At 64.8% G+C, this 20,690-nt stretch carries 19 protein-coding genes; 10 read left to right on the top strand and 9 right to left on the bottom strand.

Translation table 11 applies throughout. The features are described 5' to 3' along the window. Positions 1 to 13: 13 nt before the first annotated feature. Positions 14 to 1,783: an acetyl/propionyl/methylcrotonyl-CoA carboxylase subunit alpha gene (locus HMPREF9153_RS01565; protein ID WP_004808889.1), complete on the bottom strand. Its 1,770-nt coding sequence runs from the start codon at positions 1,781 to 1,783 to the stop codon at positions 14 to 16. A gap of 258 nt (positions 1,784 to 2,041) precedes the next feature. On the opposite strand from HMPREF9153_RS01565, the gene HMPREF9153_RS01560 reads away from it, so the two are divergent. From HMPREF9153_RS01560 to HMPREF9153_RS01550, 3 genes are all read left to right on the top strand, one after another. Further along, the gene (locus HMPREF9153_RS01560) at positions 2,042 to 2,560 is read left to right on the top strand and encodes an NUDIX hydrolase (protein WP_036902000.1); all 519 of its coding nucleotides are present in this window, start codon (positions 2,042 to 2,044) and stop codon (positions 2,558 to 2,560) included. Beyond that, the gene (locus tag HMPREF9153_RS01555; RefSeq protein ID WP_004808887.1) at positions 2,557 to 3,555 is read left to right on the top strand and encodes a magnesium transporter CorA family protein; all 999 of its coding nucleotides are present in this window, start codon (positions 2,557 to 2,559) and stop codon (positions 3,553 to 3,555) included. Before HMPREF9153_RS01560 ends, HMPREF9153_RS01555 begins: the two co-directional genes overlap by 4 nt. Positions 3,556 to 3,885: 330 nt before the next feature. Next, on the top strand, positions 3,886 to 4,689 hold the full coding sequence (locus HMPREF9153_RS01550) for a hydroxymethylpyrimidine/phosphomethylpyrimidine kinase (RefSeq protein WP_036979534.1): 804 nt from the start codon (positions 3,886 to 3,888) through the stop codon (positions 4,687 to 4,689). Positions 4,690 to 4,731: 42 nt separating this feature from the next. On the opposite strand, the gene HMPREF9153_RS01545 is transcribed toward HMPREF9153_RS01550, so the two are convergent. Further along, on the bottom strand, positions 4,732 to 5,466 hold the full coding sequence (locus HMPREF9153_RS01545) for an SDR family oxidoreductase (RefSeq protein ID WP_004808885.1): 735 nt from the start codon (positions 5,464 to 5,466) through the stop codon (positions 4,732 to 4,734). Between the two features lie 57 nt (positions 5,467 to 5,523). Between HMPREF9153_RS01545 and HMPREF9153_RS01540 the strand changes: the two genes are divergently transcribed. Together HMPREF9153_RS01540 and HMPREF9153_RS01535 are read left to right on the top strand one after the other, a co-directional pair. Further along, positions 5,524 to 6,735: an arginine deiminase gene (locus tag HMPREF9153_RS01540; RefSeq protein WP_004808884.1), complete on the top strand. Its 1,212-nt coding sequence runs from the start codon at positions 5,524 to 5,526 to the stop codon at positions 6,733 to 6,735. A gap of 26 nt (positions 6,736 to 6,761) precedes the next feature. Then, a complete protein-coding gene (locus HMPREF9153_RS01535) occupies positions 6,762 to 7,181 on the top strand; it encodes a hypothetical protein (protein WP_004808883.1) in 420 nt (139 codons plus the stop codon). A gap of 40 nt (positions 7,182 to 7,221) precedes the next feature. On the opposite strand, the gene HMPREF9153_RS01530 is transcribed toward HMPREF9153_RS01535, so the two are convergent. From HMPREF9153_RS01530 to HMPREF9153_RS01520, 3 genes are read right to left on the bottom strand one after another with little or no spacing between them, the layout of a single operon-like run. Further along, the gene (locus HMPREF9153_RS01530) at positions 7,222 to 7,863 is read right to left on the bottom strand and encodes a Maf family protein (protein ID WP_015582264.1); all 642 of its coding nucleotides are present in this window, start codon (positions 7,861 to 7,863) and stop codon (positions 7,222 to 7,224) included. 1 nt (position 7,864) lies between these two features. Continuing rightward, on the bottom strand, positions 7,865 to 8,083 hold the full coding sequence (locus tag HMPREF9153_RS01525; protein WP_015582265.1) for an acyl-CoA carboxylase subunit epsilon: 219 nt from the start codon (positions 8,081 to 8,083) through the stop codon (positions 7,865 to 7,867). An 11-nt stretch (positions 8,084 to 8,094) separates the two neighbouring features. Next, complete coding sequence (locus HMPREF9153_RS01520) at positions 8,095 to 9,669, bottom strand: acyl-CoA carboxylase subunit beta (RefSeq protein WP_004808880.1); 1,575 nt, start codon at positions 9,667 to 9,669, stop codon at positions 8,095 to 8,097. Between the two features lie 192 nt (positions 9,670 to 9,861). Between HMPREF9153_RS01520 and HMPREF9153_RS01515 the strand changes: the two genes are divergently transcribed. Continuing rightward, entirely contained in the window at positions 9,862 to 10,701 is an 840-nt protein-coding gene (locus HMPREF9153_RS01515; RefSeq protein ID WP_004808878.1) for a biotin--[acetyl-CoA-carboxylase] ligase, read from the top strand. A gap of 47 nt (positions 10,702 to 10,748) precedes the next feature. After that, the gene (locus tag HMPREF9153_RS01510; RefSeq protein ID WP_004808877.1) at positions 10,749 to 11,465 is read left to right on the top strand and encodes a Type 1 glutamine amidotransferase-like domain-containing protein; all 717 of its coding nucleotides are present in this window, start codon (positions 10,749 to 10,751) and stop codon (positions 11,463 to 11,465) included. Here HMPREF9153_RS01510 and HMPREF9153_RS01505 read toward each other — a convergent pair. Beyond that, positions 11,452 to 11,991, bottom strand: a complete 540-nt coding sequence (locus HMPREF9153_RS01505) for a PH domain-containing protein (RefSeq protein ID WP_004808876.1) — start codon at positions 11,989 to 11,991, stop codon at positions 11,452 to 11,454. The two genes, HMPREF9153_RS01510 and HMPREF9153_RS01505, sit on opposite strands and share 14 nt — an antisense overlap. A 435-nt stretch (positions 11,992 to 12,426) precedes the next feature. Here HMPREF9153_RS01505 and HMPREF9153_RS01500 point away from each other — a divergent pair, with 435 nt between their 5' ends. Continuing rightward, positions 12,427 to 13,599 carry a 5-(carboxyamino)imidazole ribonucleotide synthase gene (locus HMPREF9153_RS01500; RefSeq protein WP_004808875.1) on the top strand — a complete coding sequence of 391 codons (1,173 nt, stop codon included), beginning with the start codon at positions 12,427 to 12,429 and terminating at the stop codon, positions 13,597 to 13,599. Beyond that, a complete protein-coding gene (gene purE / locus HMPREF9153_RS01495) occupies positions 13,592 to 14,182 on the top strand; it encodes a 5-(carboxyamino)imidazole ribonucleotide mutase (protein WP_004808874.1) in 591 nt (196 codons plus the stop codon). Before HMPREF9153_RS01500 ends, purE begins: the two co-directional genes overlap by 8 nt. Before the next feature lie 72 nt (positions 14,183 to 14,254). On the opposite strand, the gene HMPREF9153_RS01490 is transcribed toward purE, so the two are convergent. Together HMPREF9153_RS01490 and HMPREF9153_RS01485 are read right to left on the bottom strand one after the other, a co-directional pair. Then, a complete protein-coding gene (locus HMPREF9153_RS01490) occupies positions 14,255 to 17,215 on the bottom strand; it encodes a glycoside hydrolase family 2 TIM barrel-domain containing protein (protein ID WP_036901998.1) in 2,961 nt (986 codons plus the stop codon). Positions 17,216 to 17,499: 284 nt separating this feature from the next. Further along, on the bottom strand, positions 17,500 to 18,804 hold the full coding sequence (locus HMPREF9153_RS01485; protein WP_442486006.1) for an LCP family protein: 1,305 nt from the start codon (positions 18,802 to 18,804) through the stop codon (positions 17,500 to 17,502). A 105-nt stretch (positions 18,805 to 18,909) separates the two neighbouring features. Here HMPREF9153_RS01485 and HMPREF9153_RS01475 point away from each other — a divergent pair, with 105 nt between their 5' ends. Then, positions 18,910 to 19,935, top strand: coding sequence for a glycosyltransferase family 2 protein (locus HMPREF9153_RS01475; protein ID WP_023031823.1), 1,026 nt, complete (start codon positions 18,910 to 18,912; stop codon positions 19,933 to 19,935). A gap of 2 nt (positions 19,936 to 19,937) precedes the next feature. Here HMPREF9153_RS01475 and HMPREF9153_RS01470 read toward each other — a convergent pair whose 3' ends face one another. Then, on the bottom strand, positions 19,938 to 20,669 hold the full coding sequence (locus HMPREF9153_RS01470; protein WP_023031822.1) for a TIGR03089 family protein: 732 nt from the start codon (positions 20,667 to 20,669) through the stop codon (positions 19,938 to 19,940). Positions 20,670 to 20,690 lie beyond the last annotated feature (21 nt).

The raw sequence follows: 20,690 nt of genomic DNA, 5'->3' as shown, positions 1-20,690 counted from the left end.
CACGCTGCAAACCTCACTCATCGACGATCTCACAGATGGCCTCGCCCGAGGCGACCGTCGAGCCGACCGTGGCATTGAGGTCACGGATGACGCCCGAGCGGTGGGCGGCCAGAGGCTGCTCCATCTTCATGGCCTCCATGACGACGATCTGGTCGCCCTCGTTGACCTGCTCGCCCTCGACGACATTGACCTTGACGATGGTTCCCTGCATCGGGGATGCCACCGATGTGCCGGTCGCCGCGGTGTGACGTCCCGCGCGGTTGCGACGGGTGGGGCGACGAGACTTCGTGCTGGGGGCCTGACGGGCGCCGTGCAGGGATGCCGGGATGCGCACCTCGACCCGCTTGCCGTTGACCTCCACGACAACCTCGCGAGGGGGCTCGGTGTCGGCGGACTCGCCCAAGGAACCGGTGTAGGGCTCAATCTTGTTGTCGAACTCGGTCTCGATCCAGTCGGTGAAGACGCTGAAGTGACCGTCGGTTGCGGTGAAGGCAGGGTCCTTGACGACCGCACGGTGGAAGGGGACGACAGTCGGCATACCGTCGATGACGATCTCGTCGAGGGCCCGGGCGGCGCGGGCCAGAGCCTGCTCTCGGGAGTCCCCCGTGACGATGAGCTTTCCGACGAGGGAGTCGAAGGCTCCCGGAACAGTCATGCCGGAGTGGTAGCCCTCGTCAACGCGGATACCGGGGCCACACGGCGGCTGCCACGAGGTCAGGGTGCCAGGCGCAGGCATGAACCCCATGCCGGGATCCTCGGCGTTGATGCGGAACTCGAAGGAGTGGCCGCGCAGTTTCGGATCCTCGGGCTCGAGGTGGCCGCCCTGGGCCACGTGGAACATCATCTGCACCAGGTCGACCCCGGCAACCTCCTCGGAGACCGGGTGCTCCACCTGCAGACGGGTGTTGACCTCGAGGAAGCTGATGGTCCCGTCCAGGCCGACGAGGAACTCGCAGGTTCCGGCACCGACATATCCGGCCTCCTTGAGGATGGCTCGGGAGGACTCGTAGAGACGGGTCAGCTGCTCGTCACTGAGGAACGGCGCCGGGGCCTCCTCGACGAGCTTCTGGTGACGACGCTGCAGGGAGCAGTCACGGGTCGAGATGATCTGCACGGTGCCGTACTGGTCGGCGACGCACTGGGTCTCGACGTGACGCGGCTTGTCGAGGTAGCGCTCCACGAAACACTCGCCGCGTCCGAAAGCAGTGACGGCCTCGCGCACCGCAGACTCGTAGAGATGGATGACCTCGTCCATCGAGCGAGCGACCTTGAGGCCGCGACCGCCGCCTCCGAAGGCGGCCTTGATAGCGATCGGCAGGCCGTGTTCCTTGGCGAACTCGACGACCTCCTCCGGGCCGTTGACCGGGTCGGCGGTGCCGGGAACGAGCGGGGCGCCGACCTTCTGGGCGATGTGACGGGCCTGAACCTTGTCGCCGAGAGCTCGAATGGCCTCCGGCGGCGGGCCGATCCAGATGAACCCGGCGTCGATGACAGCCTGGGCGAAGTCGGCGTTCTCGGAGAGGAACCCGTACCCGGGGTGGATCGCGTCGACCTCGGCCCGACGGGCAATGTCGAGGATCTTGTCCACGTCAAGGTAGGTCTGAGCAGGGGTCACGCCGTTGAGGGCGAAGGCCTCGTCGGCAAGCTTGACGAACAAACCCTCGGAGTCCGAATCCGCATAGACAGCCACGCTCGTAATACCGGCGTCCTCGGCGGCACGGATGACGCGCACCGCGATCTCGCCACGGTTTGCGACGAGTACCCGTTTGATGGTCCTGTCCACGGTTCCTCCGATCGGCTCTCGGGGCGGGTGCCCCTCACGGCGAGTCTAAAGGGTCAGCGTTCGTCCATGGTCACTGTCCACGTCTTCTGGTTCCGAAAGTGCCGTATCGACGTCGCGTGGTACACCCGGAAGATCCGATGGCAACTGCCCGGTGTGGTGGCAGCTCCTGCTCGGATTACCGGGATTGCCATCGCGAATGCGCCGCGAGGCCGCCGTGGATCTGCGACCACGGCTCACTCGGCCGCTAGCCTGACGGTCATGGCGACACCGCAGTTCATCGTGGACCTCAGACGTCACATCGGTCATGACCCGTTGTGGCTGTCCGGTAGTAGCGCGGTCGTGCTGCGCCAGGGGCCACGCGGACCCCAGGTTCTGCTCGTCAAACGTGCCGACACCGGAGCATGGACACCGGTCTGCGGAATCATCGAGCCGGGGGAGAGACCTGACGAGGCCATCCTTCGAGAGATTCGGGAAGAGACCGGGGTGACGGCGGAGATCGTCCGCCTGGTCCGTGTCAATGTCGCGGCCCCCATCACCTACCCCAATGGCGACCGCTGCCAGTTCCTCGATCACGACTTCCTGTGCCGATGGATCAGCGGGCAGCCGCGAGTGGGTGACGACGAGTCCAGCCAGACCGGTTTCTTCGACGTCGACGACCTGCCCGAGATGGCCCCGCGTCATCGCCGTCGCATCGAGACCGCGCTGCACTCGTCTGACCACGTCATCTTCAGCTCGGATGGGGATGACGACGGCGCTCTACGTGAGGAGACCCCATGAGTCTTTCCCACCTCTCCTCCCGGGTGTGGCAGCACGGGAAGGTCGTTGCCGAATCAGTCCCCCTGGAAACTCTGAGCGACGAACTCGCCGATGATCAGACACTGAGCTGGTATGACCTCACCGCTCCCGATCGCGAGGCCATCGACACCCTTGCCGACGAACTCGATCTGGAGTTCCACACCGTCGAGGATGCCGAGGCCCCCGGCGAGCGTCCGAAGGTCACCCGCTATCCCGACCATCTCTTCCTGACGACCTATGCCGCGACGATCGGCGAGACGAATGACCCCAACAGTCGCCTCATCGTGTCACGGGTCTCGGTGTGGGTGTTCGAACATGGCGTCGTCAGTGTCCATCGCGACGACCTGCCCGAGGTCAAGGAGATGCTCAACCGCCTCGACGCCAACCCCGATCTGGTCTCGAACGGCCCGATGGGCATCGTCCATGCCATTCTCGACGTCCTCGTCGACGGTCATTTCGACGTCGTCCAGCACCTGGACGACGTCGTGGAGCTCGTCGAGGATCAACTCTTCGACGACTCGATTGACACCCAGAAAGTGCAGTTGCGGGTGTATCGGCTGCGCAAGGAGTTGGTGCAGTTTCGTCGAGTCGTGCTCCCGATGCGCGAGATCGTCTCGACAATCAGCCGTCCGAGCAGGGAAGCCATGGCTGTTCCCCGGGTCCTCGAGCCGTACTTCAACGATCTGTACGACCACTCCATGCGCGTCTCGGAATGGTCCGATTCCCTGCGGGACCTCGTCGCGACGATCTTCGAGACGAATCTGTCCATCCAGGACGCCAAACTCAACACCGTCATGAAGAAGTTGGCCGGGTGGGCTGCCATCATCGCCGTCCCAACCCTCATCACGGGGTGGTTCGGACAGAACGTTCCCTTCCTGGGTGATGGCCGACCGTTGGGGTTGTGGATCTCCGTCGGGCTCATCATCGTGTCGAGCCTCGTGCTGTACCTGGTTTTCCGTAAGGAAGACTGGATCTGAGGAGACCAATAGGCGTCTGACAGTGCAGAACTCTCGTCCTCAGATTGCATCAATTAGGTAAGACTGCATGCCGTACCGGCACATGTGAGACACCCCGCGGCTGGACAGATCGTGCTGCGCCAGATTGACCTCGGGTCGTCTCTGTCCATCGTCATCGAATTGTGCAGCGGGGTGCTTTCCTGGCCCTGCCGCTTACCGGAAAGGACCGCGGACGGCCCAAGAAGGGACCTCCTGACGCCGCCATGGGCGGTTCCGTCAATTTCAGACGGTGTCGTGGTCACTCCCCGGCAACTCCCGACATCACCGGGCAAGACTCCTAAACTGGCCGACGTGACGAAGATTGCACTAGCCATTGCCGGGTCCGAGGCCTCCGGTGGCGCCGGAGCCCAGACCGACCTCAAGACCTTCCACCAGCTCGGGGTGTTCGGATGCACGTCCCTGACCTGCATCGTCTCCTTCGACCCCGACAACGACTGGGGACACCGATTCGTGCCGGTCGATCCTCAGGTCATTCATGATCAGATCGAGGCCGCCGCCGCCGTCCACGGCCAGATCGACGCCGTCAAGATCGGCATGCTCGGTACCCCGACGACCATCGGCGTCGTCGCCGAGGCCTTGGAGGCCTACAAGTTCCCCAAGGTCATCCTCGACCCCGTCCTCATCTGCAAGGGCCAGGAGACGGGTGCCGCCCTCGACACCGACAACGCCCTGCGTGAGCAGATCCTGCCGCATGCCGACGTCATCACGCCGAACCTCTTCGAGACGCAGACCCTCGCCGGCGTGGACGAGATCACCTCGGTCGAGGCCCTCAAGGATGCTGCCAAGAAGATCGGTGACCAGGGAGTTCCGGTCGTCATCGCCAAGGCCGGCACCCTGTTGAACACCGGCACCGCCCTGGACGTCTACTACGACGGCCACGACTGCGAGGTCCTCGAGGTTCCCGCCGTCGGTCAGGAGCGCGTCTCCGGTGCTGGCTGCACGCTGGCTGCCGCGATCACCGCGGAGATCGCCAAGGGGGCCAGTCCGCTGGACGCCGCCCGCGCCGCCAAGCAGGTCGTCGTCTCGGCCATCGAGAACCGGATGCACGGCAACGCCCCGTTCGACTGCGTCTACCAAGGTAATTACCGGGCCTGATCATTCATGACTTGACCCGTCATGATCACAGAAGTTGGGGGGTCAGCGTCGGAAGACCGGACGCACCGACAGCTCCTCGATCATGGCCTCGGGGCTGGCCTCCAGGGCCGCGCGAACGGTGACGGCGACGGACTGTGGCCGCAGGTGCTCGGAGGCGTCGTAGGGACGTCCGGCTTGGGCCTGCAGTTCCACCTGCATGTCGGTGTCGACACGACCGGGGTGGATTGACGTCACCCGTACGACACCACGCTCCTCCTCGCGCAGGGCATGTGTGAGGGCACGCAGGGCGTACTTCGAGGCCGCGTAAACCCCACCGCCAGCCGGGGTCCGCAAGAAACCAGATCCGGAATTGATCATGACGATGTCGCCATGGCTGGTCCTCAGCAGGGGCAGCACGAGGCGAGTGAGGTCGGCGGCGGCGACGACATTGATCTCCAGCACTCGACGCCACTCCTCGCGGGTCTGGGCTGCGATCTCGCCGGGTGACGCGGCGCTCACCCCGGCGCTGTTGACGAGAACATCGAGACTGTCCAGCTGAGACACGGCCGCCGCGGTGGCCTCCTCGTCAGTCAGATCGACGACGAAGGGGGAGGCGTCAGGCAGTTCAGAGACCACCTTCTCGACGGCCTCGCGGCGGCGTCCTCCCACGATGATGTGGTGGTCTCGCCCCAGTTCCTCGGCGATCGCCCGTCCGATGCCGCGCGTCGCCCCGGTCACGAGGACTTTCTTGGTGTGCTGGTCGTTGTGTGAAGTTTCCGACGTCGTGGGGGTTTCCATGACGCAACCGTACTCGTCTTGCCAGCGAGCAATCCCGGGTTGTGGTTGGCTACCGTCATGGCAGAAAGCACGTGCGATGTCAGATCCGAAGTCGGGCGGTTGCGGACAGTCATCCTGCATCGCCCCGGCGACGAATTGCGCAGACTGACCCCTCGCAACAACGACAAGCTCCTCTTCGATGCAATGCCGTGGGTCGACCAGGCCCAGCGTGACCACGACATTTTCGCCTCGATCCTTGAGGACCGCGGCGTCGAGGTCCTCCTGCTCGGAGAGCTCCTGTGCGAAACCCTTGACGACGAGGTTGCTCGGCAGCAGGCCCTTGACGATCTGCTCACCGATTTGAGATATGGCGACGGGCTGCGCAGATACCTGCGTCAGCGTCTGTCAGAGCTGTCCAGCGAGATGTTGACGAAGGTGCTCATGGCTGGTCTGTCCAATGGTGAACTGGCCACCGTCGAACCCGCTGCACCCCGCAGCCTGGTGACGAGCCTGCTGGCTCCCGAGGACTTCATCATCGACCCGCTTCCGAACCTGCTTTTCACCCGCGACTCCAGCGTCTGGGTGGGTAACCACCCGGCCGTGACATCCCTGACGATGCCAGCACGGCGCCGCGAAACCCAACTGACTGACCTCATCTATCGTCACCATCCGAGGTTCCGGGGGCACGGTGACTGTTACGGCTGGCGGCTGGAGAACCTGGAAGGTGGGGACGTCATGCATCTGGGTGAGCAGGTCATGGCGATCGGTGTAGGGGAGCGCACCACTCCGTCGGGGGCCGAGCGTCTGGCGCGTACCGCCTTCGAGCTGGGAGTGGCGCACACCGTGCTGGCAGTGCCGATCCATCAGCAGCGCGCCACCATGCACCTGGACACCGTGTGCACCATGGTCGACGTCGACGCCGTCGTCATGTACCCGCAGATTGCCGACAGTCTGACGGCTGTTCCGCTCACTCCTGTCGGTGACGACATTCGTATCGGTGAGCCCACACCGTTCCTGACGGCCGCCGCCGACGCTCTGGGGATCGAGCGAATGCGCGTCATCGACACTGGCCTCGACCCCGTGACCGCCGAGCGTGAGCAGTGGGATGACGGCAACAACACCCTCGCCCTGGCGCCACGCGTGGTGGTGGCCTATGAGCGCAACACGAACACCAATGCTCGTCTGGAGGCCGCCGGCATCGAGGTACTGACGATTCCGAGCTCGGAGCTGGGGTCAGGACGTGGTGGCCCACGGTGCATGTCGTGCCCGGTGCTGCGCGACGAGCTGTGAGGTGACATCGCGATAGCATCACCGGCATGAGGTCCAGAGCAGCGGTCGTAGCGACGGCACTGCTCGTCGTGGCAGGGTGCGCTCCCTCGCACGAGGGAGCCGTGCCCACCCCGGCCATCGGTTCACCGACCCCGGCACCGGCTGGGGAGGAGACCCTGGCGAGCCTGGGGTTCGAATATGGTCCGCGGAACTTCCGTCTACCCCAGGGGCTTGACGTCACGATGCGGGTCGATCACGTCAACAACATCACCCTGCTCACCCAGCCCGACACTTCCGGAAAGATGCATGACTTCCTGGCACAGAACCTGCCTGCGTCGGGGTTCACGGTGACCGGGGATGGCAATGGGTCATTGACATTCACCTCGAACAGCCCCGACACCACGGGCTGGACCGGGGCGTTCACGAGCTCCGATGAGGCTGCTGGGCTGACCCTCCGGCACCGCTGAGCGTCGGTCCCGCGCGGGTCAGTGCCGCGCATACCCTGGCTCAGGACAGGTGCCCGCCCCTGGGCCCGTTCCACAGCGAGGACCATTCGACGTCAAGGTCCATGAGCATCTGACGCACCAATGGCAGGGAGATGCCGGTGACGTTGTGGGGGTCGCCATTGATACGGGTGATGAAGGCGCCGCCCAGGCCGTCGATGGTGAAGGCACCAGCCACCTTGGCCGGCTCGCCGCTGCTGACGTAGGCATCGATCTCGGCGTCAGTGAGATCTGCGAAGGTGACGACGGTTTGGCCGACGCGGGTCTGCTCGCGGATCTGACCGTTCTCGATGACGGCGATGTGGTGTCCGCTGACGAGGACGCCCTGGTGACCTCTCATCCGGCGCCACCACTGCCGGGCACGGTCAGCGGTGTGGGGCTTGCCAAGGACACGTCCGTCGAGATTGAGTACGGAGTCGCAGGCCACCACGATCGTCCGGTCGGCGGGGTGCTCGTCAAGGGCACCGGAGCCGATGACCGAGTGGGCCTTGAGGCGGCACAGCCGGGCCGTCATGGTGGCAGCGTCCTCCCCAGGAAGGCGGCTCTCGTCAGCTCCCGAGGCGATGACGACGGGTTCGATGCCGGCTGAGCGCAACATACGCAGTCGGGCGGGCGATTTCGATGCGAGAACGAAACGGGTCGTCATGTCAGTAGCGCCGCAGAGATCCCCGCCAGGCCGCCTGGCCGGGCATGAAGGGTTCACGGATGGTGCGCCAGTAGGACTTCCAGCCGAAGGCGATCGGTCGGTCGTCCGGCACGTAGGCGTCCGGGCCCGGACGGGTGAGCTCGGTCAGCACCGCGACGAGGGCACCAAGCTCCTCGTCGGTGAGATTTCCCCTGGTGACCTTGATCGGATCGTCGTCCATGGTGTGCTCACTCACAGCGGGATGTTCCCGTGCTTCTTGGGAGGCAGCGCCTCGCGCTTGGTGCGCAACAGACGCAGGGTACGGATGACCGAGGCGCGGGTCTCGTGCGGGTGGATGACCTGGTCGATCCATCCTCGCTCAGCTGCCTGGTACGGGTTCGACAGGGTCGTCTCGTACTCGTCGATGAGCTCCCTGCGCTTGACCTCCGGATCGGGATCGGTGGCCAAGGTGCGGCGGTGCAGGATGCTGACGGCTCCTTCAGCACCCATGACGGCGATCTGGGCTGTGGGCCAGGCGAGGTTGACGTCGGCTCCGAGGGTCTTGGACCCCATGACGATGTAGGCGCCGCCGTAGGCCTTGCGGGTGACGACGGTCAGCAGCGGCACGGTGGCCTCGGCGTAGGCGTAGATGAGCTTGGCGCCACGACGGATGATGCCCTCGTGCTCCTGCTCGACGCCGGGCAGGAATCCAGGGGTGTCGACGAAGGTGAGTACCGGGATGTTGAAGGAGTCGCAGGTTCGGACGAACCGGGCAGCCTTCTCGGAGGCATTGATGTCGAGGGTGCCGGCGTTGACCATTGGCTGGTTGGCGACGATGCCGATGACGCGGCCCTCGATGCGTCCGAATCCGCAGATGACGTTCGGGGCGAAGAGCTCGTGGATCTCCAGGAAGGTGTCCTCGTCGAGCACGGTCGTGATGATCTCGTGCATGTCGTACGGATGGTTCGCGGAGTCCGGAATGAGGACGTCGAGCTTGCGGTCGTGATCGGTGATCGTCAGGTCGGCCTCACCGTCGTCGTAGAACGGCGGATCCTCCAAGTTGTTTTGTGGCAGGTAGCTGACCAGGTCGCGGACGAACTCCAGGGCGTCGTCCTCGTCATTGGCCAGGTAGTGGGAGTTGCCCGACTTCGTGGAATGGGTACGAGCGCCGCCCAACTCCTCGAGGGAGACGTCCTCGCCGGTGACCTGCTTGACGACGGCCGGGCCGGTGATGAACATCTGGGAGGTCTGGTCGACCATGACGATGAAGTCGGTGAGGGCGGGGGAATAGACGTGACCGCCAGCTGCGGCGCCCATGATGATGGAGATCTGGGGGATGACGCCGGAAGCCCTGGTGTTGCGGCGGAAGATGTCACCGAACCGGGCCAGGGAGGCCACGCCTTCCTGAATACGAGCGCCGCCGCCCTCGTTGATGCCGATGAGGGGGCAGCCTGTCTTGACGGCGAAGTCAATGATCTTGCAGATCTTCTCGCCGTAGACCTCACCCAAGGACCCACCGAAGATCGTGACGTCCTGGCTGAACACACAGACCGGACGACCATGGATCGCACCGACACCGGTGATGACGCCGTCGGTGTAGGGACGCTTGCGTTCCATGCCGAAGTTCGTCGAGCGGTGACGAGAGAACTCATCGAGCTCGGTGAAGGAATCCTCGTCCAGCAGCCGCAGGATGCGCTCCCTGGCGGTCATCTTTCCGGCGGCGTGCTGCTTTTCGATGGCCGAGGGGGATGCGGCATTGACGGCCTCGTCGATCCTCCGACCGAGGTCGGCGATCTTTCCTGCCGTGGTGTGGATGTCGATCTCCATGAGTTGAGACTATCCGTCACAGGCGACAAGCGTGGCGTCGGGCCGCTTTCCGGGATGGATGGCGGCCATGCGGACCGTGGCTGTCACGAGCTTCCGGAAGTTCCACGGCATCATCGGGCCGGTGACTGGCTGGTCGTCTGGGCCAGGGATGAGCTGGCGCGCAGCACGATGGCTTACGGATAGTCTGGACGGGTGCCTTCCACGCCTGCTGCCATTGCTGATCGCGTCATCGAGCTTGCCGGGAACACGATGTTCACCGGGCCGTGCGGAGGGGGGATTGCCTGTGTCGACTCCACCGGCTCGACCAACGCTGACATGGTGTCCTTCGTCCGCGCCGGGGGAACCTCGTTCCGCCTCCTCGTTGCTGATCACCAGGAAGGCGGACGAGGACGTTTCTCACGCAGTTGGCACGACGTCCGGGGAACGAATCTGGCGATCTCTGCCCTGGTGCCCAATGATCGTCCCGCCCAGGACTGGGGCTGGCTCTCGATGGTGGCCGGACTCGCCGTCGTCGAGGCCATCGAGGAGGTTGGCGGGGCTGATCGCTCGCGGGTGACGTTGAAGTGGCCCAATGACGTCCTGGTGGATCTTGGCACCGACCATGGTGGCAAGGTGAGCGGGATCCTGTCGGAGCGCGTCGACGGACCGGCTGGTCCTCACGCCGTCATCGGGATCGGGATCAACGTGTCGATGGGGACCGACGAACTGCCCGTCCCGACGGCGACCTCCCTGGCGTTGTGCGGGTTGAACCACGACAAGAACGAGCTGTTGGCCAGCCTGCTGGTCCACCTCGACGAATTGCTGACGGTGTGGCTGGCGACCGGAACCGTGCGAGATCAGTACGTGGCGCGGTGTGACACCGTCGGTGCCCCGGTACGACTGACCTTCGACCCGGAGACCATCGGTGGCGGTGACGAGGCCGTCGACGGGGTCGGCGTCGACGTGGATGTCGACGGTGCCATCGTGGTGGAAACCTCGGAAGGACGTCGCACCTTCAACGCGGGAGACGTCAACCATCTGCGCACCAGGTGAGTTTCACCACGGCACCCTGAACGTCCCGACCACCTAGACTGCTGACCATGACGACCCACATCCTGGCCCTTGGTGGCGGCGGTTTCTCGATGTCGAACCGTGGTGAGCCCACCGCTCTCGACCGTCACATCCTTGACCTGTCCGGAAAGTCCTCACCCCTGGTGTGTTTTGCCCCCACCGCGGCAGCCGATGACCCGGTTTACGTCAATCGTTTTCTGGCCGCCTACTCGGCGCTGGGTGTGCGGACCATGGTGCTGACCCTGTGGCAGGGGGCTGCGGAGTCGGTGGAGCGTCTTTCCCAGGCTGACGTCATCGTGTCGGGTGCCGGCTCGGCGGCCAACCTCATGGCGCTGTGGCGGATGCACGGGGTTGACCACGTCATCCGGCGGATGACGTCCTCGGCGGACGACGTCGTGCTCGCCGGGGTCGCAGCCGGTGCGGCGTGCTGGTTCTCCGGCTGTCTCACGGACGCATTCGGTGACCTGCGTGCGTGGCGAGGTGGAATGGGTCTGCTCGACGGGTCGTTCTGCCCCCACTTCGACGGCGAGTCGGAGCGCGCCCCGATCTACGCACAGTCGGTTGCCAATGGGGTTCTCCCCGCTGGTTACGCAGTCGATGACGGAGCAGCAATCCACTTCGTCGACGGTGAGTTCTCCGTCGCCGTTGCTGAGCGTGAGGAGGCCACGGTCTCGAGGTTCTCCGCATCCGAGGAGCCGACCTCGTCGGGAATCCTGCGCGAGGAGCTCGACGTCACCGTGCTGTGACATTCCACGGTTGCTGATAGTCGTCGAGGTCCTCGTCGCCGTCATAACGCCCGTCGGTCAGGTCCGCGAAGAGGTCTGCCACTCGGCGGGCGCCCGGGACGTCATCGAGGACCAACTGGTCTGACGGTGTGGTGAGGATGAGCTTTCCACAGCCCATCATTCGATCGACGACGTCGGCCTGCCAGGACACGTCGACGAGGCTGTCAATCATGACGTCATGACCCCTTCTGACGATGACGCCATGACGCAGCATCACACGTCGGTCGGTGATCGTCATGGTGGTGGTGAACCACTTCATCCACGGGATGATGGTACCGACGATGATGAGCGCGACTGCGACGATCGCGACGATTGGCCAGTACTGGGCTCGTATCTCGAGCGTCATGAGTCCGAGCAGCGCGGCAGCCCCGATGACTGCGACGAACCCCATGACGACAGGCCAGAACAGTGCTTTCGCGTGACGGCGGGAGTGCACCAGCACCGTCTCGTCACGATTGCGCCGCAGTGGCTGTCCGACTCGCACCATGTTTCCAGTATGGACGACCCCGCAATGTGAACGCGTGACGTGCGGTCAGTGGCTAGGCATGAGGTACGAGTGAGTGCCATGCCCTTACGCGTGCGGTCTGTGTCCCAGACAGTCCTCCTGCGTGTCCACGTCACCTTCGAGAGTGTCCGCACCGGCCTTGACCCAGCCGTCCTGGGGCCCTCACCTGGTTGGTGAGGGCGGCTGCGGCCAGCTGTCCCTGCAACACTCGTGGAGAACCCGGAAAGACGGCTGCGCTCTGCTTGATGAGATGGCAGCAGCCCTTCATCTTTTCGGCCGTTCCACGGGCGATCGCTGATAACCCTCGGCCGGTGTCCGGATGGGAAGCCGACGTGAAGACGATTCGACAGGGAAATCCACGGGTGGAAGATCCGGGAGAACAGCTCTTCCGCGGTTCTGTGTCCGGTGGCCGTTACGATGAAGGTCGTGACCTCCTACACCATTGGAATCATTGGCGGCGGGCAGCTTGCCCGCATGATGCACCAGGCTGCGATCGGATTGGGGGTGCGCACCCGTCTGCTGGCCTCCGACCCTGACGAGTCCGCGGCCCAGGTGATGTCTGATGTCGTCGTCGGCTCCCATCTCGACCACGACGCCGTCATGGACTTCGCAGCTGGGTGTGACGTCGTGACCTTCGATCACGAGCACGTGCCGACCGTCCTCGTCGAGGAGATGGAGCAGGCAGGGTGTGCCGTCCGCCCCGGATCGGCCGCGATGGTCCATGCTCAGGACAAGGTCGTCATGCGTGAATTCATGGCGAAGGAGGGATTCCCGAACCCGGCCTGGAAGGTCTGTGACACCCCCGACGATCTCGTCGCCTTCGGTGCGGACCACGGCTGGCCCGTCATCGCCAAGACGTCTCGCGGCGGATATGACGGCAAGGGAGTCTTCAAGATCGACGGACCTGACGGTGCCGGGGAACCCTTCGAGGCTGCCGGCGGACTGGCCGACGGCAAACAACCGATTCGTATCCTCGTCGAGGAGTTCGTCGATTTCCGACGCGAGCTCTCTGCCGTTGTCGTCCGCTCCCCGTCGGGTCAGGGAGCCGCCTATCCGGTCACGGAGACCATCCAGCGTCACGGGGTCTGCGCCGAGACCATCAGCCCGGCGCCGGAGATGTCCTCGGACCGCCAGGTGGAGTTGCAGACCATGGCCCTGGACATTGCTGGGCGTCTCGACGTCGTCGGTGTCCTCGCCGTTGAGCTCATGGAGCGCGAGGACGGTTCCGTCATCGTCAATGAGCTGGCGACCCGCCCCCACAACACCGCCCATTGGACCATCGACGGTGCCGAGACGAGCCAGTTCGAGAACCACATGCGAGCCGTGCTCAACCTTCCGCTCGGCTCACCGGCCCTGACAGCCCCCGTTGTCGTCATGGCCAATGTCCTCGGCGGGTCTGAGGAAGACCTGACCGGGGCTCTGCAACACTGTTTCGCTCGTGACCCAGAACTGCGCGTCGAGTTGTACGGGAAGTCCGTGCGACCCGGCCGCAAGGTCGGTCACGTCACCTGCCTCGGTGACGACGTCGAGACGACTCGCCGCCGGGCGCGCCACGCCGCCGCCTACCTCATGGGAGAACACGATGCCTGAGACCACCGCCAACAGCCGCAAGCCGCGTCGCGGCAAGAAGGTCGAGACAGCGGCCGGAGCCGCATGCCGGTTGGCTGGTGACGCCACGGGCCCGCAGGTGTCGATCATCATGGGTTCGGACTCCGACTGGCCGACGATGGAGCCCGCCGCCCAGGTGCTCACCGACTTCAACGTGGGATTCGAGGCGGAGGTCGTCTCGGCTCACCGGATGCCCGAGGACATGGTCGAGTTCGGCCGTGGCGCCCACGAGCGCGGTATCAAGATCATCATCGCCGGTGCCGGTGGTGCTGCCCATCTGCCCGGCATGGTCGCCGCGTTGACCCCGCTGCCGGTCATCGGAGTGCCGGTTCCGCTGGCCCATCTCGACGGCATGGACTCCCTGCTGTCTATCGTCCAGATGCCTGGTGGTGTACCGGTGGCGACGGTCGGCGTCGGTAATGCCAAGAACGCCGGTCTGCTGGCCGTGAGGATTCTTGCCGCATCGAATCCCGAGCTGTGCGACGCCATGGTTAAGTACCAGACCGAGCTGCACGACATGGCGGCCGCCAAGGGGGAGAAGGTGCGCACCCACTCGCGCCCCTGAGCGAGTCATCGATACGCGGATGGCCCCGAACCGTTGCGGCCCGGGGCCAGTTCGCTGCCTCCAGACCCTTGGTCAGATCAGGGACAGGGTCAGCGACAGATCAACCGGGCGGGCGTACAACCGGTGGGACATGATCGGCATCGGACCGCAGGAGGTCGATCCCAGTGGGGCCGAGAGGGCGTCCAAGGTCAGCCAGGTGTGCCCGTCGGGCTCCAGATCCCAGGTATGGTCGGCGCTGAACAGGGCCTTGGACGTCCACGGGCGAACCGCGAATGCCGGCCAGCCGCCATCAGCGGCGACGTGCAGACCACCGTCGGGGCCGGTGATCGTAAGCTCGTGGACGCCCTGACGAAGACCGTTCTCCTGAGGCATGACGTAAGGCGTCTGGAGGCTGGCGACGTCGGAGTTCCAGCGTCCCCAGGTGGCGGCGTGCTGGGAATCCGGGTAGTTCTCCGTCGGGCCGAGTCCGAACCAGGACACGGTGCTCCACTCATCCGGCAGCCCCATGGTCACGCCGATGCGCCCCAGCATTGCTGGCCAGTGCCCGTGCGGTTCGACGTGGAGGTCGAGATGGATCCCTTCGGATCCCTCGTCGACCTGGACGGCTTGCCAACTCCACGTCGTCGTCATGGAATCTCGAGCAGCTGCCGCGGCACTACGAGTGACGACGACCAGGTCATCTCCCTCCTCGCGCACCGAGACCGTGGTGTGGACGAGCCGGTCGAGACCGGCAGCCAATGCGGAGCCACCAATGTTGTTACGAGCCAGGCTGCTGGCCCGGTCGTTGTCGATCAGGGCGCGGAAGAGATCGAGAACCGGTGTGACGATGCCGTTCCCGCCCAACTCCACGAGACGACCACGACGGTCGAAGCGAGCAGGTCCGAGAACCCAGCCGCTACCGTCGCGACGCGGATGGGACGATGCCGGAGGACACGGACGGGGGAGAGGCTCGGGGATCAGCAGGCCCGACGCCCGTGTCACCACGTGGCCCGCCTGAGCCCAGATGGTGTCCTCGACTAACCTGGCCTCGACGACGACGACCATCCGGTCGGAGATCTCGTCGGGAACCGGCACGGATCCGGTCCAGGACTGATGAGCGGGCAGTGCTCCGATGTCCAGAACACCTTCGTCGGTGACCTTGCCGTCGTCGACGAGTTGCCAGACGAATTCGAGATCGGACAGATCGGCGAAGTCGAGGCGGTTGATGACGGTGATGCCGTCGCCGGCGCGCAAACGTGACCCGTCGACCTCGATGCGCACCGCACCCATCGTTGCCGTGAACTCCAGCAGGCCAGGCGAGGGGGTGCGATCGGGCATGACGAGCCCGTCGCAGACGAAGTTTCGATCGTGCAGCACCTCGCCGAAGTCGCCGCCATAGGCATATCCGCGTCCGGTGTCGATGCCGTGGTCGATCCACTCCCAGATGAATCCGCCGTGCATACGATCGCGGTGGAAATGCGGGTCGAAACAACGTTCCTCGTAGTCAGCGAGCTCACCAGGGCCATTGCCCATGGCGTGGGCGAACTCGCACATGAAGAAGGGCAGCCCGAGCTCGCGGCCGGTCTGCGGAACAGGCTCGGCGCCCGGCATGACAGTACGGTCGCGGACGGCCTCGACCCACTCCATCCTCGGGTACATGACGGTCCACACGTCGGAGATGGTGTGGGCATGGTCGCCCTCGTAATGGGTGAACCGGGACGGGTCGCGATGCTTGACCCAGTCGTTCATGAGGCGGATGCCCTCACCGCAGTGGGACTCGTTGCCCATCGACCATCCGATGATCGAGGGGTGATTCTTGTCCCGTTCCACGGTGCGCTGGACGCGGTTGAGCAGGCAGTCGTACCAGCGGTCGTCGCCAGTGGGGTTTCCGTCCCAGCCGCCCCACTCGAAGCCGTGGGTCTCCAGGTCGCACTCCAGAAGCACCCAGACGCCGTACTCGTCGCACAGGTCGAGGAAGCGGGCGTCCGGTGGGTAGTGTGAGGTGCGGATGGCATTGACGCCGTGACGCTTCATGAGTTCGAGGTCGGCGCGCATGGTCTCCTCGTCGAGGGTGCGTCCGGTGTGCGGATCCCACTCGTGGCGGTTTACGCCGCGGAAGACGACCTTGTGTCCGTTGACGATGATGACGTCCCCGTCGATGGCGACGGTGCGGAATCCGATCCGCAGGGAGACGGTCTCGGAGCCCGTTGAGACGGTGGTGTCGTAGAGCCTGGGGGTCTCAGCTGTCCAGGGCTGCGCGTCGGGGACGGTCACCTCGGTGTTGCAGGTGGTGGTGACGCCGAGTTCCGGGATGGCGACGGTGGCGCCGTCGGGTCCGTCAATGGTGATCTTGGCGGCGCCGTCCTCCCAGGATGCATGGACGAAGAGGTCGTCGATGCCGCCCTGCGGGCGTGCCAGCAGCGTGACCTTGCGGAAGATCCCCGACATCCGCCACATGTCCTGGTCCTCCAGGAAGGTGCCGTCGGACCATTGACTGACGGCTACTGCCAGCACATTGCGGCCGGGGCGCAGTTGCGCAGTGACGTCGAACTCACTGGTGAGACGCGAACCCTTGGTCCAACCCAGTTCGACTCCGTTGAGCCAGACGCGGGCGAAGGAGTCGACTCCCTCGAAACGCAGCAGCACCCGGTCAGCATTGGTGAACGTCTCACTGACCTGGAAGGTGTGGCGGTAGCACCCGGTCGGGTTCTCATTGGGAACGACGATGTCTTCGTCGGAAGCCGGAACCGGAATCGGGTAGTTGACGTTGAGATAGGCGGGGCGCCCGAACGGTGCTTCGCCCGCCGGGTCGGTCATCTGCCACATCGAGGGAACGGCGAGGTTGACGAAGTCGGTGTCGTCGAATCCAGGGTCGAAGAAACCTTCCGGTGCGTCAAAGGGGGAGTCGACGAGCTGGAAACGCCACGTTCCAGACAGGTCGAGGGTCGGGGCATCGGTGTGCAGGTGAGCCCGTGGGGCCACAGGCCCCTGCCACGGGACGAGGTTCGTCAGGGCGGCGTCGATCCCCGGAGCGGTGTCGGCATTGGCAACCATGGACACCACCATAGAACCTGATGATGAAAACGTGTACACCGCGATGTCAGAGGGTGAGCGCTGAGGTGATTCGAGGTGTGGTCTCGCTCGGCAGGCTGATGATGCCGTGGTGGTCCCGGAAGATGCGTGTCGCACAAGCAGGTGGGATGGCAGTACCGCCACGGTTTTCCGGAGCTACCACGGCCTGTCCGCGTGATCAGGGCTGTGACGGGCGAGCCAGGCCGTGGTAGTGCGACCGAGAGGAGAGTTGATGGAGACACCGACCTCGGCGTTTCAACGTCAGATCAGGACAGCTCGGTCACCCTTGAGGCGTCACCGCTCCTCAGCTCGTCCCACAGCTGGGCAGCCTTCCTGTCATTCCACAGCACCGAGGAACCGGCCGAGGTGTTGGCCGAGACCGTCGACACCGGGACCGTCATCTTGATGCCGTCGTTGCCGGAAACCTTCATGAGACCGCGAGCGGTCTTGAGTGCGATCAAGGTCGAGGTGTCGGTGCCGAGCTTCACCGCATCCGAGGCCGCCATGTTGAGGTTCCAATATCGCACCGGATTGATGAAGGTCCACGGGCTGAGAGCCTTCGTCGCGACCTGGGAAGCCACCTTCTGCTGCCTCTTGACGCGCCCCAGGTCACCCTCGGGATCGGCCTTTCGCATGCGGACATATCCCAGGGCCTGAACCCCGTCGAGGGTCTGGGTGCCGGCAGGAAGGTTGGTGTGGGAATCCTTGTCGACCATCGGATTGTCGAGGGTCACCTTGACTCCGCCGACCGCATCGACCATTTCCACGAAGCCACCGAACCCGATCTCGACGTAGCCGTTGACACGCAGGTCAGTGGCCTTTTCGATCGTTTGGACCAGTAGCTTGGCGCCACCAATCGAGTATGCGGCGTTGAGCTTGTTGTGATGGTGCCCCGGGATGGGCAGGTACGAGTCGCGCGGCAGGGAGATCAGGACGTTCTTTCCCTCCGGCGGCATGTAGAGCAGCAGCATGGTGTCGGTGCGAAGACCGCTCTCGGTGCCGGTACCCAACTCCTTCTGCTGTTTCGTCGTGAGGTTTTGCCTCTCGTCGGTGCCGACGAGGAGCACGAGGGTACCGGGATGGCTTGCACCCCGCGGACCGTCGGGGGTGGCATCGACGGTTCCGGTCCGACTCAACGCATAGGACGGTACGGCGACAAGCCACACCAACCACGCCAACAACAGCACCATGATGACCTTGAAAGGGTGCCGACGCTTGCGAGGGCGCGGTGCGGGACGACTCGCAGGCTGCCGCGGACGAGGAGGAGGGGCTTGACGCGGGGGGCGACGGGCCGGTTGGGCACCCAGCCGGTACGGATCACCAGTGGGCCGTGGGGATGACGTCGACCGTGGGCGCGGTCGGGCGGATCGGTCGGCACCCTGTCGGGATTGCGGACGTCGACCACCTTGCGATCGACCCGCCCCACTGTGGGGTCGGCCCGATTCGCTGTGCGGTGCATTTATCGGATCGATACGGGTGGCGTCATTGGCGTCAACTCCGTATAGCCAGTCCAGGTCGGACTGACGAGATCGCTTGTCGCGGGGACCGCGCCCAGTGTCCCGATTAGGCATGGATTCCACGGTAGTCGCAGGGCAATGCAGATTGGTGAAGCTTATTGGGCGAGTCCCGTGTGCCTCAGGATTCACAGTTTCTCCCGAACTGGCACAATGTCGTTCATGTCGTCATACCTCGCGCCCCCGGTCAGTGTTGTCATACCGGTGAGGAACGAGGAACGGTATCTCGAGGAATCGGTGGCCGGTGTCCTCAATCAGGGCTACCCGGGACAGATGGAGGTCATCCTCGCCATCGCTCCCAGCGCTGACCGCACCGCTGAGATCGCTCAGGAGCTGGCTGCCCGGGACGATCGCATTCGGGTCATCGACAATCCCGGCGGCACCACCCCCAAGGCCCTTAACCTCGGTGTGGCCGCTTCTCAGTACGAGATCATCGTGCGCGTCGACGCTCACGGTGAGCTCGGCCCGGAGTACATCGCGACGGCTGTCGAGTTGTTGGAGCGAACCGGGGCGGCCAATGTCGGTGGAGTCATGGACGCCAAGGGTCGTACCCCCTTCGAGCAGGCCGTCGCCGTCGCCTACACCTCGAAGCTCGGCCTGGGTAGCAGCGCCTTCCACCAGGGAAATGCCCCTGAAGGGCCAGCGGAAACGGTCTTCCTCGGGGTGTTCCGCAAGGCGGATCTTGAGGCCGTCGGCGGCTTCTGCCCCGAATTCGATCGGGCTCAGGACTGGGAGCTCAACTACCGTCTGCGGCAGTCCGGACGAGAAGTGTGGTTCAGCCCCGATCTCCGGGTGACCTACCGACCCCGTTCCACCGTCAAGGCGTTGGCCCGGCAGTTCTTCCGCACCGGCCAGTGGCGTCGTGAGGTCATGCGTCGCCATCGCGACTCGGTGAGCCTGCGCTATCTGGCCGCTCCCATTGCGGTCACCGGAGTGGTGACGGGAACGGCCCTCGGAATCGTCGGAATCGTCGAGGCAGCCAGGGGCAAGCCGTGGCTGAAGCGTTGGCCGCTCATCGGATGGGCGGCCCCGCTGGGCTATGGAAGCATCATCGGGATTGGATCGGCCGCGATGAAACGCGACATGGATCCGGGCGTCCGGGCTCGACTGCCCGTGGTGTTGGCGATCATGCACATGAGTTGGGGAGTCGGATTCCTCGTCGGTCTCGGCGAGCGTTCCGAGGACTGATCTCACACCTCGACGGCGCCCTCTTGAGTGGTGATGGCAGCGACATCGTCGCTCGACTCGACCAGGACGAGTGACCCGCCGCCGAGCAGGCAGCTGACGAGGGTCGTGGCGACGAGTTCCCCGCCACCGACCCGAATCCGTTCCGGGGAGAGCAGCACCGGTCGGTCCAACGGCACGACGCCGCACAGCTGCTCGCCGGTCCATTCCTGGCATCCCTTGAGCCACACTGACCCGGACGTGGCGGGTCGTGCAGTGACGAGGTCGTCGGGGCCAGCCAGCACGTCAGCGTTGTCGATGGCCCCCGGAACGAGGTTCTGGCACGGGGTTGCCAGTGGCGTGAGGCTGCACTGGACGAGGACCTCGGGGGAGTCAACAGGGTCGGTGTCCGGGCCGATCACTTCCACCGTGGCTTCGTCCAGCCCGGTGAGGTCAGCCCGCAGACCGGCCCACCAGGAGGACAGCAGCCACACACAACTGGTCCAGTGGCCAGGGCGCTGCCCGAAGACCGACAACCTCGCGACGTCTCCTGCCGCGATTCCCTCGGAGTCGAGCAGGTGAACCGATTTGGTCACCCAGGTCAGCAGGGTGCGGGCGGATAATTCGCCGCGATCCGCGCCGTCGTACCAGGTCAGGATTGGCAGCGCACCGGCCTCCTTGCTGCGACGCCACAGGGCGGTCAGCGGGTCAGAACTGCGGGAGATGGTTGGTCGGGCCAGGGAAACCATGACAACCATTGTGAAGGATGAAACGCTGTG

The sequence above is a fragment of the Cutibacterium avidum ATCC 25577 genome, from assembly GCF_000227295.1.
Taxonomy (GTDB): Bacteria; Actinomycetota; Actinomycetes; order Propionibacteriales; family Propionibacteriaceae; genus Cutibacterium; species Cutibacterium avidum.
Note: the sequence above shows the minus strand (reverse complement) of the source record. Positions and strands in the feature narration are given on the sequence as shown.